At 63.2% G+C, this 16353-nt stretch carries 13 protein-coding genes; 9 read left to right on the plus strand and 4 right to left on the minus strand.

Translation table 11 applies throughout. The annotated features are described in order from the left end of the window. The first annotated feature begins 16 nt into the window (after positions 1 to 16). The 5 genes from CCOS865_RS20865 (at position 17) to CCOS865_RS20885 (ending at position 5988) form a co-directional block, all read left to right on the plus strand. Positions 17 to 1462: a TldD/PmbA family protein gene (locus tag CCOS865_RS20865; protein ID WP_119144359.1), complete on the plus strand. Its 1446-nt coding sequence runs from the start codon at positions 17 to 19 to the stop codon at positions 1460 to 1462. Further along, positions 1462 to 2793, plus strand: a complete 1332-nt coding sequence (locus CCOS865_RS20870) for a TldD/PmbA family protein (RefSeq protein ID WP_119144361.1) — start codon at positions 1462 to 1464, stop codon at positions 2791 to 2793. The genes CCOS865_RS20865 and CCOS865_RS20870 overlap by 1 nt, the downstream gene beginning before the upstream one ends. Before the next feature lie 137 nt (positions 2794 to 2930). Next, on the plus strand, positions 2931 to 3755 hold the full coding sequence (locus CCOS865_RS20875; RefSeq protein ID WP_119144363.1) for a class II aldolase/adducin family protein: 825 nt from the start codon (positions 2931 to 2933) through the stop codon (positions 3753 to 3755). Positions 3756 to 3792: 37 nt separating this feature from the next. After that, a complete protein-coding gene (locus CCOS865_RS20880) occupies positions 3793 to 5127 on the plus strand; it encodes an LLM class flavin-dependent oxidoreductase (RefSeq protein ID WP_119144365.1) in 1335 nt (444 codons plus the stop codon). 12 nt (positions 5128 to 5139) lie between these two features. Further along, complete coding sequence (locus CCOS865_RS20885; protein ID WP_119144367.1) at positions 5140 to 5988, plus strand: sulfurtransferase; 849 nt, start codon at positions 5140 to 5142, stop codon at positions 5986 to 5988. Here the strand turns inward: CCOS865_RS20885 and CCOS865_RS20890 are convergent. After that, the gene (locus CCOS865_RS20890) at positions 5983 to 6873 is read right to left on the minus strand and encodes a LysR family transcriptional regulator (protein WP_119144371.1); all 891 of its coding nucleotides are present in this window, start codon (positions 6871 to 6873) and stop codon (positions 5983 to 5985) included. The two genes, CCOS865_RS20885 and CCOS865_RS20890, sit on opposite strands and share 6 nt — an antisense overlap. A gap of 141 nt (positions 6874 to 7014) precedes the next feature. Here CCOS865_RS20890 and CCOS865_RS20895 point away from each other — a divergent pair, with 141 nt between their 5' ends. The 3 genes from CCOS865_RS20895 to CCOS865_RS20905 all read left to right on the plus strand — a co-directional run bounded on the left by CCOS865_RS20895 (position 7015) and on the right by CCOS865_RS20905 (position 10809). Further along, on the plus strand, positions 7015 to 8355 hold the full coding sequence (locus tag CCOS865_RS20895; protein ID WP_119144373.1) for an MFS transporter: 1341 nt from the start codon (positions 7015 to 7017) through the stop codon (positions 8353 to 8355). Positions 8356 to 8520: 165 nt separating this feature from the next. Then, positions 8521 to 9768: an OprD family porin gene (locus CCOS865_RS20900; RefSeq protein WP_119144375.1), complete on the plus strand. Its 1248-nt coding sequence runs from the start codon at positions 8521 to 8523 to the stop codon at positions 9766 to 9768. A gap of 72 nt (positions 9769 to 9840) precedes the next feature. Next, entirely contained in the window at positions 9841 to 10809 is a 969-nt protein-coding gene (locus CCOS865_RS20905; RefSeq protein ID WP_119144377.1) for an AraC-like ligand-binding domain-containing protein, read from the plus strand. Positions 10810 to 10845: 36 nt separating this feature from the next. On the opposite strand, the gene CCOS865_RS20910 is transcribed toward CCOS865_RS20905, so the two are convergent. The 3 genes from CCOS865_RS20910 to mdlC are packed head-to-tail and all read right to left on the minus strand — an operon-like array spanning position 10846 to position 14703. Next, positions 10846 to 11925 carry an enolase C-terminal domain-like protein gene (locus tag CCOS865_RS20910; RefSeq protein ID WP_119144379.1) on the minus strand — a complete coding sequence of 360 codons (1080 nt, stop codon included), beginning with the start codon at positions 11923 to 11925 and terminating at the stop codon, positions 10846 to 10848. Next, positions 11922 to 13106 (minus strand): alpha-hydroxy-acid oxidizing protein, encoded by a 1185-nt coding sequence (locus CCOS865_RS20915; protein WP_119144381.1) that lies wholly within the window; start codon positions 13104 to 13106, stop codon positions 11922 to 11924. Before CCOS865_RS20915 ends, CCOS865_RS20910 begins: the two co-directional genes overlap by 4 nt. 10 nt (positions 13107 to 13116) lie before the next feature. Further along, positions 13117 to 14703 carry a benzoylformate decarboxylase gene (mdlC, locus tag CCOS865_RS20920; RefSeq protein ID WP_119144383.1) on the minus strand — a complete coding sequence of 529 codons (1587 nt, stop codon included), beginning with the start codon at positions 14701 to 14703 and terminating at the stop codon, positions 13117 to 13119. Between the two features lie 130 nt (positions 14704 to 14833). On the opposite strand from mdlC, the gene iaaH reads away from it, so the two are divergent. Beyond that, positions 14834 to 16351, plus strand: coding sequence for an indoleacetamide hydrolase (gene iaaH, locus CCOS865_RS20925; RefSeq protein ID WP_119144385.1), 1518 nt, complete (start codon positions 14834 to 14836; stop codon positions 16349 to 16351). The last annotated feature ends 2 nt before the right edge of the window (positions 16352 to 16353 follow it).

The raw sequence follows: 16353 nt of genomic DNA on the forward strand, positions 1-16353 counted from the left end.
AGAGGACGTTGGACCGATGTCTGAACAACCCGCCTCACTGAGGTCATTGCTTTCCGGTTTCAGCCAAGCTCATCAAGGGGCTGGCTATTTCCATTCGCTGCGTTACGTTCACCAGGACAGCGTCAGCCTGTCGGTGAGCCGCAACGTGATTGATCCCCCGCGTCGCCAGTCCAGCCGGGGGGTAATGCTCTGCGTGCGGGTCAACGGCAACGAGGCCTTTGCCGCGACCAGCGACCTGACCGTGCGCGGGCTGGCGCTGGCATACGACCAGGCACTGATGCTGGCCAGGGCGATCGGCAGCCATGCCTTGTTGCACCAGCCGGCGCAGCAGGGCGCGGCCTTCGAGGCCAGTTACCGCTCGCCGGGCGCTGGCGCGCCGTTGCCCGCAACCGGCGATTGGCTGGAGCTGTTGCGCAGTGAGTCGGCACGGGTGCCGCGCCACGACAAGCTGGTCAACTGGTCGGCCGGGCTGCGCATCGTCGATCGTCAGCAACTCTACTACGACAGCACGGGCAGCGAGATCGCCAGCCACAAGCAATTGCTCTTGCCGCGCCTGGATGTGACCGCCTTCGATGGCCGTCAGAGCCAGCGACGGACCTGGGGAATTTCGCGTCAGGGGGGCACTGAGCTGGTGCAGGGCTCAGGTTTCATCGGGCAGATCGAGCAGGTCGCCGACCAGGCGTTGCAGCTGCTCGCTGCGCCCAATACGCCAGAAGGCCCGCGTGACCTGCTGCTGTTGCCTGACCAGATGATCCTGCAGATACATGAATCGATCGGCCACCCGCTGGAACTCGATCGCATACTTGGCGACGAGCGTAACTTTGCCGGCACCAGCTTTGTGACCCAAGACATGTTTGGCAGTTACCAATACGGCTCGCCACTGCTCAATGTCAGCTTCGATCCGCATGTAACTGATGAATTGGGCAGCTACAGCCATGACGACGAAGGGCTGCCGGCGCAAAAGCATCTGTTGATCGAAGCTGGAGTGCTCAAAAGGCCGCTGGGGGCAGCTTTGTCCCAGGCACGCAGCGGAATGGAGGGGGTGGCCAACAGCCGCGCCTGCGACTGGAACCGGCCCCCGATCGACCGCATGGCCAACCTCAATATCGAGCCCGGCGACCAGAGCCTGGCGCAGATGATCGGCACTATCGAACACGGGATTCTCATGGCGACCAACCGCTCCTGGTCCATCGATCAGGCCCGTAACAAGTTTCAGTTCGGCTGCGAATGGGGGCAACTGATCGAAAACGGCAGGCTGGCGGGGGTGGTGAAGAACCCCAATTACCGCGGCATCTCCTCGCAGTTCTGGCGCAAGCTGAGCGCCGTCGGCGACCGCTCGACCCTGCAGGTGCTGGGCACGCCCAACTGTGGCAAAGGTGAGCCCAATCAGTCGATCACCGTCGGGCACGCGTCGCCGGCCTGCGTGTTCGATCAGATCGATGTGTTCGGGGGGCAAGCCTGATGAATCATCAACACTACCGCCAGTCGTTCGACCAGCTGCACCGGTGGCTGCAAGGTCGACTCGAGCAGGACGAGCATTTTTCCCTGGGCTACAGCGCCGAAGCGTCGCACTTCATACGGTTCAATCACGGCCAGGTGCGCCAAGCCAGCCAAGTCGCTCAGATCGAGGTCAGCCTGCGCCTGATCAGCAAGGGGCGTCATGCCAGTGAAGCACTGAGCCTGACGGGGGATCCCGGCACTGACCAGGCACGCCTGGAAGAGGCGCTCGGGCAGTTGCGAGCCGTGGTGGCGATACTGCCTGCCGACCCGTATTTGCAGTTCGATCAGCAGGCCTTCAACAGCAGCCGCGAAGCGCAGGGGCGTCTGCCCAGCGCCGAACAACTGATCGAACACGTCTCAGCCCTGAGCGAAGGCCTGGACATGGTCGGTATCTATGCGGGCGGCCCGATGTACCGAGGCTTCGCCAGTTCATGGGGAAGCCACGGCTGGGACGTCGCGATCAGCGCCAGTCTGGATTTCAGCCTGTTTCACGGCAACGGCGAAGCGGTCAAGATCACCTATGCGGCTAGCCACTGGGATACCGAGGCCCTGGCAGCCCAGTTTGCCCAGGGTCGCGAGCAACTCACCCACCTGGGCAAGCCGCGCAAGACCCTTGCGCCCGGGCAATACCGCGCCTACCTGGCGCCCGCCGCAGTCAATTCGCTGATCGCTGCGCTGCGCGGCGGCCTTTCTGCGCGCGCCCTGCATACCCGGCGTAGCCCGTTGCAAGCGTTGCAACTGGGCACGGCCAGGTTGTCTGCGCACTTCAATTTGAGCGAGCAAGCGTCTGCGGGCCTGGAACCGTTGTTCAACAGCGAAGGCGGGGTGCGCCAGGATCAAGCGCTGATCGAAGCGGGCCAATTGGTGGGCCAATTGGTCAGTACCCGCTCGGCCCGCGAATATGGCTTGCAGGCCAATGGCGTCGACAGTCATGAGTTGCCTTCGTCACTGGTCCTGGGCGGTGGTGACCTGCCGTCCGCGGAGGTGCTCAAGGCCCTGGGCACCGGCCTGTACATCGGCAATCTCTGGTACCTGAACTACTCGGATGTGGGCACGGCGCGCATCACCGGCATGACCCGCTTCGCCAGCTTCTGGGTCGAGGACGGCGAAATCGTCGCACCGATCGACACCATGCGCTTTGACGACAGCCTGTACTCGATATTCGGCGACAAGCTGCTGGCGCTGACCCGTGAGCAGACCTTGCGCATCAGCACCCGCACTCATCTGCAGCGCGATGCCCAGACGGTGCTGTTGCCCGGGGCGCTGATCGAGGGTCTGACCTTGACCCTGTAAGCCTGCGGTCAAGCCCCTGAAACCCGTTTCAGGGGCTTGACCCTCGTCCATCCACCTGCTGCAGCCGCTCCCTGACCGCCGTCAGCGGTTTCGGCTGCCCACACACCACTGCCGAGGCACAAACAAGGGTCTATTGCATGCGTCATACACGGTTATTTTCTCAGTCCACCTATAGCCTTCCCCAGGACAACAATCGCCTGACCCTGCGCGAGCCTACGCGCCACCTAGACCCCCTGCAGGAGCGCCTGCATCGCAAGCAGCGGCTGGCCGCCTCATACCGGCTGTTTGCAGCGCTCGGTTTCGAGGTGGGCATAGCCGGGCACTTCACCGCACGTGACCCGGTTGAAACCGACCATTACTGGATCAACCCGCTCGGCGTGCCATTCTCGCAGATCTGCGTTTCACATCTGCTGCGGGTCGACGGCGCGGGCCAGGTGGTCGAGGGCGATGGGGTGCTCAATACCAGTGCCCTCGAGCTGCACTATGACCTGCAAAAAGCACGGCCCGACGTGGTCGGGATCGCTCACGTGCATGGCTTTCACGGCCGCGTCTGGTCGTCGCTGGGCAAGCTGTTCCAACCGATTACCGCCGAGTCGGCGGCGTTCGTTGACGACCAGGTGATCTTCGAGCGCCACGCATTGCGCGCCACCGACGGGCGCCTTGAGCGCAACCGCGAGCGCGTCAGCGAGGCGTTTGTGAAAACCTTTGCACAGCACCACCTGCTGTTCTGGCAGAACCATGGCTTGTGGACGGTGGGGCAGAGCGTCGAAACCGCCGCCTGGCGCTGCATCCTCGCCGATGACACCGCACGTGCACACCTGTTGGCGTACTCGGCCGGTACGCCGGTGATACCCGACCTCGATGCCGGGTCGGACGCCGCTGGCAAAGAATTCTTCGCCTGGTTGAATTTCCTTCCGCTGTGGGACCGGATCTGTCGCGAGCAACCGGACTTGCTCGACTGAGCCGCGCTCAACGCTGCAGACACTCAAGGAGTAGTACATGAGCAACCCGCACAAACAGATGATCCTTGGCGCGTTCATTCCCAGCGCCGGCTACATGAGCGCTGTCTGGCGTCATCCTGAGGCGCAGAGCGATCTGTTCCGCGACTTCGAGCACTTTCGCCGGGCCGCACAGACGCTGGAAGACGCACGCCTGCATGCCGTGTTCTTCAACGATGCCGTCAATGTCGACGCCGACAAGGCCTCGCTGGGTGGCAGCCCGACCAGCGTGCGCTGGGACCCGCTGGTGTTGCTGCCAGCACTGGCCATGACCACCCGGCGCATTGGCCTGATCGGCACCGCCAGCACCACCTACAACGAGCCGTACAACCTGGCGCGAAAATTTGCCAACATCGACCACCTGAGTGGTGGCCGGGTGGGCTGGAACCTGGTGACTTCGCTGGGGGGCGGCGAGAACTTCAACCTTGACGCGCACGTCTTGCACGCCGACCGCTATGCCCGCGCCGAGGAGTTTTATGACGTGGTCACCGGGCTGTGGGACAGCTGGCAGGATGACGCCTTCGTGCAGGATAAACAGGCCGGGCGCTTTGTCGATGCGCAGAAAATGCACGTATTGAACCACCACGGCGAGCATTTCCAGGTACGCGGCCCACTCAATGCCCCGCGCCCGGTGCAAGGCTATCCGGTGATTGCCCAGGCCGGCTCCTCCGAAGCGGGGTGTGCGCTGGCGGCGCGTGCCGGGGAGTTGATCTTTACCGCCCAGCACACGCTGGAGCAGGGCCAGACGTTCTACCGTGATATCAAACAACGCGCGCAGGCGTTAGGCCGCAACCCCGACCACCTGAAGATACTCCCGGGGGTGTCGCCGATTGTCGGGCGTACCCTGGCTGAAGCCCAAGCGCGCTACGACCACCAGCAATCGCTGCTGGACCGACCCGCCTTCTTGCGCTCGATTTCGCGCTTCGCCGGGCTGGGCTTCGACCTGTCCGAGCTGCCGTTCGACTCGCGCGTCCCGTTGCCGCTCGAGCCGGCCGACACCAATGGTCACAAGAGCCGGCAAAAACTGATTGTCGATCTGATCCACCGCGAGCGGCCCACGGTACGCGAGCTGTTCAACCAGCTCACGGCGGGCGGCCACCGAATACTGATCGGCACACCGCAGAGCATCGCCGACGATTTCCAGGCGTGGTTCGAGGGTGGCGCAGCCGACGGCTTCAATGTCATGTTCTCCGGCCTGCACCAGGGCATTACCGATTTTGCCGAGCGGGTGGTCCCGGAGTTGCAGCGCCGCGGGCTGTTCCAGCGGGAGTATCAGGGCCAGACGCTGCGCGAAAACCTCGGCCTGCCTTTCATTGCCAACCGTCACACCCTTTGAGGGATCAGCCCCATGCCTACCTACTCGACCTTGATCAACCGCCACGCACTCGAGGCCCTGCTGCGTGAAGGGCCCGCGCCCGCGGTCTTCGATTGCAGTTTTGACCTGGCGGACCCTGAAAAGGGTGAAATCGCCTATGCCCAAGGCCATCTGCCCAGCGCCCAGTACCTGCACCTGGGACGTGACTTGAGCGGCCCCAAGACGGGACACAATGGCCGCCACCCCTTGCCCGATCGCGAGGTGCTTGCCGCGCGATTGCGTGAACTCGGCCTCCAGCGTGGCCAGCAAGTGGTGGTTTACGACGCGCAGGGCGGCATGTTTGCAGCCCGCGCCTGGTGGCTGCTGCGCTGGTTAGGCCACTCTGCGGTCGCGGTACTCGACGGTGGACTGCCTGCGTGGCAGGCCGCAGGCCTCGCACTGCCGAGCACGCCAACGCCGGGCGACTTTGTCAGCGCTGAGGCGCTGGTGGCCAGCATTGATCGGGTGGCGTTACTCGAGAGCGTGCGGCACCAGGGGCCGTGGGTGATTGTCGATGCCCGTGCGGCCGATCGTTTTCGTGGAGAGAATGAGACGCTGGATGCACGTGGCGGGCACATTCCAGGAGCCCGTAACCGGTTTTTCCGCGGCAATCTCGCAGAGGACGGCCTGTTCAAGCCGGCGGCCGTTCTACGCGACGAGTTCAAGGCGTTGCTCGGCGACACCGACGCGCGCCAGAGCGTCCAGCAATGCGGCTCAGGCGTTACCGCCTGCCACAATCTACTGGCCCTGGAAATCGCCGGCATGCGCGGCGCATCGCTGTACCCGGGGTCATGGAGTGAGTGGAGCAGTGATCCCGACGCGCCGATCGAAACCGCCTTATAAACATGAAATGGTCGTTTTGAGAAACTCGCAGAACCAACGCTGAGCGGAACTATCACCGCTGTGCTCATGCCAGTGCAGGCTGACCTCGAACGCTGGCACGGTAAACGGCAGTGCCAGGGTCTTGAGGCCATTGCGCTCGGCATATACTGATGCCACGCGCTGCGGAAGGGTCACCAGCAGGTCGCTGGAGGAGATGATTTCTGGCAGCACGCTGAAGTGCGGAACCCGCAGGCTGACCGTCCGTTCGATACTCGCTTCGCGCAAGCGGTCCTCGACAAAATGGTGCCCCGTGCCCGCCGACACGACCACGTGGCGCTCCCCCAGGAACTGCTCCATCGACAGGGTCGTACCGATGCGTGGGTGGTCACTGCGGGCCATGCATACATAGTGTTCGACAAACATCAGCTCGCACTTGGCCTGAACCGGAAGATAACTGCGGTTGCACACCGCAGCATCGATCTTGCCGGTTTTCAGCCACTCGTCCAGGCGGTCGATCTCGAGCTGAATCACTTCGAGTTCAACCAGCGGCGCCTGCGCCTGCAAGCCGCGCAGCACATGCGGCAGGAAAAACACCTCGCCCAGGTCAGACAAGGCCAGGCGGAAGCGGCGGGTGGAGACCTCGGGCTCGAACTTTCGCGTCAGGGCCACCGCGCGCTCGATGTCGGTCAGTGACGACCTGAACGAGCCGTACAACTGCGACGCCAGGACCGTAGGCTGCATGCCATCGCGGGTGCGCTTGAACAAGGGGTCTCCCCACTGATCTCGCAGCCGGCCCAGGGCGTAGCTGACGGAGGGCTGGGTCACGTGCAGGCGTTCGGCTGCACCGCTGACACTCCCTGTCTCGTAGATGGTGACGAAGACGCGGACGAGATTGAGATCGATCATAGTTGAATAGACATGGCTTATTTTGATTTCAAAAATATATCTATTTGATCTATCAGGCAACTGTCCATAACGTTGTACTCGAAAGGGCGGCCGGCGACTCGCTTGCCTGCCTCACACAAAAAAACAACAAGAGTACATGCCATGCAACGCATCAACGCCGTCGAGATTCTCGACTCCGCGAAGCTCAGTCGTTTTCATTTCCTGCTGGTGTTCTGGTGCTCCTTCATCATGCTGTTCGATGGCTATGATCTGGTCATCTATGGCTCCGTGCTGCCTCACCTGATGACCGAATGGAACCTGACCCCCGCAGAGGCCGGGATGCTGGGCTCCAGCTCCATGCTTGGGATGATGTTCGGTGCAGTGATCCTCGGTACCAGCGCCGATCGACTTGGCAGGCGCCCGGTGATCCTGTTCTGCGTTGCGCTGTTCAGCGTGGCGGCTTTTATCAACGCCTTCGCCTACGACGCCACGACCTTCGGCATCTGTCGGTTTCTGACCGGTGTAGGGCTGGGCGGGGTGGTCCCCAACCTGGTGACCATTCTCAAGGAAATGGCGCCCACCCAGTACCGCAATCGGCTGATCAACCTGATGCTCAGTTTCTTCGCCGTGGGTGGCCTGTTGTCGGCGCTCGCCGGCATGTACCTGATTCCTCTGCTGGGCTGGCACTCGCCGTTCTACATTGCCGGGCTGTCGTTGCTGTCGCTGCCCTTGCTGTACAAGACCTTGCCTGAGTCAGTTGCCTACCTGGTCCAGCGCGACCGCCAGGAACAGGTGGCCAAGCTGCTCAAGCGGATCAACCCGGCCCACCAGCCTACAGGGCCGGTCCGCTACCAGGTCGAGACGGTGAGCAATACCGCCGGCACCGCCATGGCGTCGCTGTTCAGTGATGCACGCGCTGTTGCCACCTTGATGGTGTGGGTCGCGTTCGGCATGTGCATGTTGATGGTCTACGGGCTGAATACCTGGTTGCCCAAGCTGATGAACAGTGGCGGTTACCCGCTGGGGTCGAGTATTGCGTTCCTGCTGGTGATGAACATCGGTGCGCTGATTGGCCAGCTTGCCAGCGGGTTCATCGCTGACCGCTGGGGTTGCAAGCCGACGTTGCTGCTGTTTTTCGCACTTTCTGCAGTGTCGATCTCGCTGTTGGGTGTGCGTCCCGGCCCGGCAACGCTGTACCTGATCCTGCTGATCGCCGGCGGCGCCACCGTTGGCTGCCTGTCGGTGGTGCATACCCTGGCCGCCGATATCTATCCGGCCGTTGCGCGCTCGACGGGCGTGAGCATGGCCGCCGCTGTCGGGCGCTGCGGGGCCGTTGCCGGTCCGCTGCTGGGGGGCTACCTGTTCAGCCTGAGCCTGCCGTTCGAACAGAACTTCCTGTTGTTCGGCCTGCCCGGTGTGGTGGCGGTGATCGCCGTGCTGATGATTGCTCAACGTCATGCCAACCGGGTGCCGCTGGATACCCACGCCAAGCAAGGCGCCTGATCGCGCTCGCACCATCCCGTGCAGGTCTGTAGCTCGCCTGTACACGGGTCTTTGGCGCGCCGGCAGTCGCGCCTTTTTTTATTCCTGCACAGGGTCCTGCTGCGTTCGCGGCACGGCCCGCTGCACCCGAAAACTCGCACACAAGAATAATTCGGAGTGGGTTGGATGAAGAGTACTGGTCAGATGGGGTGGGCTGTAACGGGCCTGGCAGCGCAAATGTCGATGCCCGCGCAAGCAGAGGTATTCAAGGACAGTCACCTGACGTTGGGGTTGCGCAATTTCTATTACGATCGCGACTTCAAGCAATCGGCGGCCCCCAAGTCACGGGTCGGCAGCTGGAGTCAAGGGTTTGACCTGCAATTCAAATCGGGCTATTCGCCAGGCCCGGTGCAGTTCGGGCTCGACGCCTCGGGGCAGTATGCCTATCGCCTCGACGGCGGTGGCGGGCGGGGCCCGGATACGGTCCTGCCGTATGACGACAGCAAGGGTCGGCCGGTACACGAGTACGGCCGTGCGGGCATGACCGCCAAGATCAAGGTGTCGAATACCGAGGTGCGCATTGGTGAGCATCGGCCAGTGCTGCCGGTCGCCTATACCGATGACTCACGCCAGCTGGTCACCACCTATGAAGGTGCAACGATCGAGTCCAGGGAGTGGTCGAAGCTGACCCTCAACGCTGGGCGCTTCTGGAAGATCGCTACGCGCGAGTCGTCTGATCGAGAGGACATCTACCTGTTTGGCGACACCCCCGCGCAAAGCAGCGATGGGCTGAACTTTGCCGGTGCCCGGTACGACCTGACGCCAGCACTCAACGCCACGTATTACGTGGCTCAGCTCGAAGACCTCTATCAGCAGCATTACGCGGCCGCTGCCTACACGTGGGACATGGGGGAGGGCTACAGCCTCAAGACCGACCTGCGCTACTACAACACCCAGGACGAAGGGGCGAAGCGTTCGGGTGATTTCGACAATCGCTCGCTCGGCATCATGACTGCACTGCGTAAAGGTGGGCACACGTTCACCGTGGCGTATCAACGCATGAGCGGCGATGACGCGTTCCCGCTGCTCAACGGCTACGCGCCTCAACCGTTCCTGGTCAACTGGTCGACCATCGCCTTTTACAAAGCCGGTGAGCGCTCCTGGCAGGCGCGCTACGACTATGACTTCGTTGCCATGGGGCTGCCTGGGCTCAAGCTCATGACTCGCTACATGCGGGGCACCGGCATCGACCGCGGCCCAGGGCTGGCAGACAACGTCGAGAGCGAGACCAACCTGATCCTGTCGTATGTCATCCAGAGCGGTCCTCTGCAAGGTTTGGCGTTCGAGGGGCGCAATATCAAGGTGAAGACGCGTTACGGCGCAGACTTCGACGAGAACCGGCTGATCACCAGTTACACCTGGAAATTCTGGTAATCCGCGCGGCGACCTGCTCAAGCCGTTACCCAGGCAGGTCGCCGACGCCTTTGCGCTAACGAGTGGTGAACCATGAACATCGAACTGCTGAGTCATCGAAGCAAGGTGTTTGATGAGGTGGATCCGCGTACGGTCTCTGCTTATGTCAAACAACATGTCGGGGACCATGAGATGGTCCTGGCAGGCGCCGGTACACATGCCAAGCTGAGCCATCGCCAGTTGTCTGGCCTCGACCTCTGCCATATCAGCTACGGCAGTCAAGCACGGATAACCTCGACCTCGTTGCGTGACAGGTATCACCTGCAGATCATGCTGTGCGGCAGCTGTGTGCAGCGCCAGGCCGGGCAGCAACGCACGCTGGTGGAGGGTGACGCGGTGATGATCAATCCACACGAGCCAATTGACCTGACGTACTCACGGGATTGCGAGAAATTCATTCTGAAATTGCCGGTTGCCCTGCTGGATGCGGTGTGTGACCAGCAACGCTGGTCACGTCCTGCAGAAGGCCTGCGCTTCGCCAGTCGGGTCTACAAACTGCACGCGCTGCACGGCATGGCGCCATTGCTGAGCCTGGTCTGCCAGGAGGTCGAAGCAGACTGCACGCTACCGTCGATCCAGGAGCATTTTGTCCAGATCGTTACACGTAAAGTGCTGTCGGGCCTGGCGACCAACCTGGAACTCAAGGCCTGCGATGTCCACGAGCGATCACTCCAGCGCGTGTTGACGCACATTGATGAACACTTGAACGCGCAGCTCGCGCCTGCGGCGCTGTCCAAGCTGGCCAACGTAAGCCTGCGCGGCCTGTACCTGTTGTTCGACCAGCGCGTCGGCGTCTCGCCGCGGCGGTACATTCTCAGGAGGAGACTTGAGCGGATCCAGGCGACATTGCTCGATCCTGGCTGTCGCGTGCGTAGCGTGACAGCGCTTGCCCTGGATTATGGGTTTACCCATTTAGGGCGGTTTGCGGCTGAGTACAGAGCGCAGTGCGGCGAGCTGCCATCCGAGACGCTTGGCCGGCGAAGTCTTGCTCGCGATGCCTGACCCTGAGCCCGCATTCGCGGGCCAGGGCACAATCGATCAGACCAGGTAGCGCTCGATTTCCTTCTCTCGCCAGACGATGCCCACCCCGGGCAAGTCCGGAATAACGGCGTTGCCTTCTTCGAATGCAAGCGTCGGCTCGATCACGCTACCCGCCAGGTCCAACCGTTCCAGCCAGTGCGCCGTGGGCGATGCCGCGAGCAGGTGGGCGCTGATTTCCTGGAACAAGTGGCTGGACATCGGCACGCCGAATTGCTGCGCCAGGGCACTCGCCCGCAGCCAACCGGTGACGCCACCGATCTTCATCGCATCCGGCATCGCCAGCCTGCAGGCGCCGGCGCTCAATGCCTTGAACATGTCTTCTGGCCCCAGCCAGTTTTCGCCCATCTGCACAGGCACCTCGAGGCTGTTCTGGATGCGCTGATGGCCGGCATGGTCGTGCTGCAGTGTGGGCTCTTCGATCCAGGCGACGCCGAGCGCCTGCAAGGCCTGACCGCGCTTGATGGCGGCGGGGACGTCCAGGCTCTGGTTGTAGTCGACCATGATCTCGAAGCCTTCGCCCACTGCGCGGCGAATGCTTTGCACCACTGCAAGGTCTTCAGCCAGGGTCGGGTAGCCGATCTTGGTTTTTACCGCACGAAAACCTGCCTGGGCGGCCGTTACGGCGCGCTCGGTTGCCAGCTTCTCGCCATCCAGGCTGTGGCTGTCGTAACTGCGGATGGGGCGTGGGCTCGCCCCCAGCATACGTACCAGCGGCATGTCATGCGCCTTGGCCAGTGCATCCCAGGCTGCCATGTCGATACCGGCGGCGGCCATCCGGATCAGCCCGGTGAACCCCGCAAGGCAGAAACGTTTTGCCAACAGGGCTTCAAGGTCTACCGGCGCCAGGGGTTGATCGACGATCAGTGGCGCCATGTCATCCAGCAACTGCTTGAGCGCCTTGAGCGCCACCGGCGTGTAGGCGAACAAGTAGGCATGGCCGATCACACCGGCGCTGGTTGCCAGGTCGATCAGCACCAGGGGCGCCGTGCCGACCGTGCCGACCGCAGTGTGCACGGGGTAGGCGAGCGGTACATTGACGGCGCGGGTGCGCAGATGGGTGATGAGGATGTCGCTCATGCGAGTGTTCCTTTGACGCGGGATGGGCCAACGGAGGCTGATTGCGCGCCTCCATCGGGTTCAAGGCAGGTACGGTTCAGTGAGGCCATATCGGCGCAGCCGATCTGCGCGAAGGTGCGGTCGATATCCGCCTTGAGCAGCGCCAGCACCTCGTCGACCCCGGTTTCACCCCGGGCGGCCAGGCCGTACAGCGTGGCGCGCCCCAGCAAAACGGCTTCAGCGCCCAGTGCCAGTGCCTTGACGATGTCGGAGCCCCGGCGAAAACCGCTGTCGATCAGCACGGGCTTGCCGGTCTTGGCCACCGACTCGAGCAGCACCTCCATGGGCGATACCGCACAGTCGAGCTGGCGGCCGCCGTGATTGGAAAGGATCACCCCGTCGGCGCCTTCGGCGATGCAGCGCTGGGCATCGTCGGCGTTCAGCAGGCCCTTGACCAACAGCTTGTGCGGCCACAGGTCACGTAGCCAGCGCAGCGCTTGCCAGTCGAAGCTCGCGTCCATCTGGCGGCTCATCAGGGCCGCTTGCATCTCCAGGCTGGAGGCCTGGCTGCTGACGAAGTTCGCCAGCTGAGGCATGCCGTGGCGCAGCAGATCGAGCGACCAGCGCGGGTGCAGGCAACCGTCGAGCATGACCCTGGGTGTGTAGTTCATGGGCATCTTGAAGCGGTTGCGCAGGTCGCGCTCGCGGTAACCGTTGACCGCAACGTCAGTGGTCAGGACCAGGGTGGTGTAGCCGGCGTGCAGTGCCTTGAGCACCATCGCCTGGGCGATTTCACGGTGGATGACATACAGCTGGAACCACAGGTCGCCGTCGCACTGGCGTGCCAGGTCCTCGATGGACAGGTTGGACGCTGTCGACAGCACGAACGGAATCCCGGCGCGGGTCGCGGCCCTGGCCAGGGCCAGGTCGCCGTTGGGCCAGAGCGCGCCGTTGAGGCCCGTCGGGCCGATCACCAGCGGCATGGCCTGGCGCTTGCCCAGCACTTCGCTGTGCAGGTCACGCTGGCTGACATCGATCAGCCGCTTGGGCTTGAAGCGCCACTGCTGAAACACTGAACGGTTGTGGGCAAGGCCCTGTTCATCTTCAGCGCCGCCTTCGAGGTAGTCGAAGACCATTTTCGGCAGGCGCTTCTGCGCCAGCCGGCGGTAGTCCTCGACGCTGAACACATTCTGCTGAGTCATGCCCCGGCCCTCACTTGGCAGGGCCGGTGGTGCTGACTTCGATCAGCACAGGGCCTTTGCTGGCCAGCGCCTGCTCCAGTGCCTGGCGCAGCTCGGTGACGGTTGCGGCTTTGAGCGCCTGGACGCCATAACCCTTGGCCAGCGAGCAGAAGTCGATGCCTGGCACGTCCAGGCCCGGCACGTTTTCGGCTTCGAGCACGCCGGCGAACCAGCGCAGGGCGCCATAGGTGCCGTTGTTCATGATCACGAAGATCGCAGGGATCTGGTAGTGGGCGGCGGTCCACAGCGCACTGATGCTGTAGTTGGCCGAACCATCGCCGATCACCGCGATGACCTGCCTCTGAGGTTCGGCCAACTGCACGCCGACGGCGGCCGGCATGGCAAAGCCCAGCCCACCTGCCGCGCAGAAATAGTAACTGCCGGGGTTGGCCATGTTCAGCCGCTGCCACATCACTGCGGTGGTCGAGGTTGACTCGTTGAGGTAGATGGCGTCTGCCGGTGCCATCTGGTCGAGGGTGTCGAACACGCTTTCGGGGCGCAGCGCGCCCAGGTCCTGTGCAACCGGCGCTGGCAGGGCAAGCGCGGCGGGCAGAGGCCCGGCCCTGTCGGTCACCCGAGCAGCCAGCGCGGCGGCCATGGCACCGATATCGGCAACGATGGCATCGCCCATCGGCGCGCGGGCCGCCTCCAGCGGATCACAGGTCACCGACACCAGGCGTGTACCTGCCTTGAGGTACTGGCCGGGGTCGTATTGGTGATAGCGGAACACCGGCGCCCCCAGTACCAGCACCAGGTCGTGGCCTTCGAGCAGGTTCGAGATCGCCGCGATCCCCGCAGGCAGCAAGCCGCGAAAGCACGGGTGGCGGGTAGGGAAGGGGCAGCGGGGGGCGGACGGCGCTACCCATACCGGCGCCTTGAGGCGTTCGGCCAAGGTCACGCAGTCGGCGTTGGCATTCGCCGCATCCACGTCTGGCCCGAGCACGATGACCGGGTTGCTGGCGCTGCTGAGGGCGTTGGCCAAGCGCTGCAGTGCTTCATCGTCAAGGCGCACGGAAGTACTGACCTGGCGATCGAACAGGTGATGGGACTGCGGATCGGCCTCGCGGTCCCAGTCATCGTAGGGCACCGACACGTACACCGGGCCTCGTGGGGCCATGCTCGCCATGTGGATGGCCCGGCTCATCGCATGCGGGACTTCGGCGGCGCTCGCCGGCTCATAGCTCCACTTCACCAGCGGCCGGGGCAGGTTGCTGGCATCGACATTGGTCAGCAGCGCTTCGACGCCAATCATCGCCCGGGTTTGCTGGCCGGCGGTGACGATCAGCGGCGAATGTGAGTTCCAGGCATTGCTCAAGGCGCCCATGGCGTTGCCGGTGCCGGCCGCCGAGTGCAGGTTGACGAAGGCCGGTTTGCGGCTGGCCTGTGCGTAGCCGTCGGCAATACCCACCACCACTGCTTCCTGCAGCGCGAGGATGTAGCGAAAGTCTTCGGGGAAGTTCTTGAGGAACGGCAGTTCGTTCGAGCCGGGGTTGCCGAAGACCGTGTCGATGCCTTGCCGACGCAGAAGCTCATAGGTGGTGCTGTGTACCGAAGCCATGGCGAGTTAACCCTTACCAAATGATGTTTGCCACGATAGAATCGAGGCATAAATAGATCAAATAGATAGTGTCTAAAGTTATATATAGACAGTGTCTATTTTATAAATCGCCAACAGAAGGGATGCAGCTATGCACTATTGCGAATGGACCACACTCCAGGAAAGCCGCAGTGGAGTGCCGCCCGCAGGGGTGCCCGACGACCTCTGCGAATTGACCCTCGGCGAGGCAGCGGCGCTGATTCGCCATCGGATGATCACCAGTCGCCAACTGGTTGAAGCGTGTTTGCACCGTGTGTCGAGCAACACGCACTTGAATGCGTTTATCAGCGTCGACGCGGCCGCAGCCCTGCACAGCGCGGATGCCTACGATCGCTACCTGATGGGCGGTGGCGAGCCGCTGGCCCTGGGCGGGGTGCCGATTGCAGTGAAAGACAACATTCAGGTCATCGGCTTTGCCAATACCGCCGGTACCCGGGCGCTGGGCGATTTCTTGCCCAAGACGCATGCTGCGGTTGTCGAGCCGTTGCTGGCTGCGGGCGCCATCGTGCTTGGCAAGAACAACATGCACGAACTGGCTTTTGGCACCTCTGGCTACAACACCGCCTTTCACAGCCCAGGCGTGATCGGCGTACGCAACGCCTTTGACCCGCGCCGGATTGCCGGCGGCTCGTCCTCAGGCGGTGGCAGTTCGGTAGGGGCGCGCCTGGTGCCTGCGGCACTGGGCACCGACACGGGTGGCTCGGTGCGCCATCCGGCCGCCTTGAACGGTTGCGTCGGCTTTCGCCCGACCGTGGGGCGTTACAGTCGCCAAGGCATCGTGCCGTTGTCGCCTACCCGAGACACCCCGGGGCCGATCACGCGATCCGTCGATGATGTGATCCTGATCGACTCGATCCTCACTGGGACCCAGCCGGCACCGCCACCTGCCGCCGAGACCCTGCGGTTGGGCCTGCTCAAGGAATTCTGGGGCGACGTCAGCGAGCCGGTGCTGCAGGTGGCCCGGGCAGCACTGGAAAAACTCCAACTCAGCGGCGTGGAGCTGGTGTGGGTTTCGCTGCCGGAGATCTTCACCCTCAATCACGCGATCAGCATGCCGGTCGTGCTGCATGAATGCCGGGCGGCACTCAGCGAGTACCTGCAGGAGAACGGCAGCGGAGTCACCTTCGACGCGCTGGTGGCTGGCATCAGTAGCCCCGATGTCAGGGCTATCTTCGAGCGCTATATCGTGCCCGGCCAACTTGGCGAGCGCGACGGCAATCCGATTGACCTGGAGCAGGCCTATGTGCAGGCCATGCAACACCTGCGCCCGCAGCTCATCGACAAACTCACGGCATTGTTTGCAGCGCACCGCCTGCACGCGCTGGTTCACCCCACCACCCCGGACCTCGCGCTGACAAGCGAGCCGCAGGCGACGAGCTTCGACGCGTTCGCGCGGATGATCCGCAATGCGGACCCGGCGAGTAATGCCGGCATGCCGGGTATCAGCTTGCCCGCCGGGCTGGCGCCAGACGAAGGCCTGCCGGTAGGCCTCGAATTCGAGGGTCTGCCAGGCAGTGACAGTCAGCTGTTGGCGCTGGCCGCGGTCATGCAGGGCATTCTCGGCCGCGCACCTTCCCCCGTCCACTTTGTTGGTCCAGCAACCGAATAGAG

Origin of the sequence: Pseudomonas reidholzensis, assembly GCF_900536025.1 — a bacterium.
Taxonomy (GTDB): domain Bacteria; phylum Pseudomonadota; class Gammaproteobacteria; order Pseudomonadales; family Pseudomonadaceae; genus Aquipseudomonas; species Aquipseudomonas reidholzensis.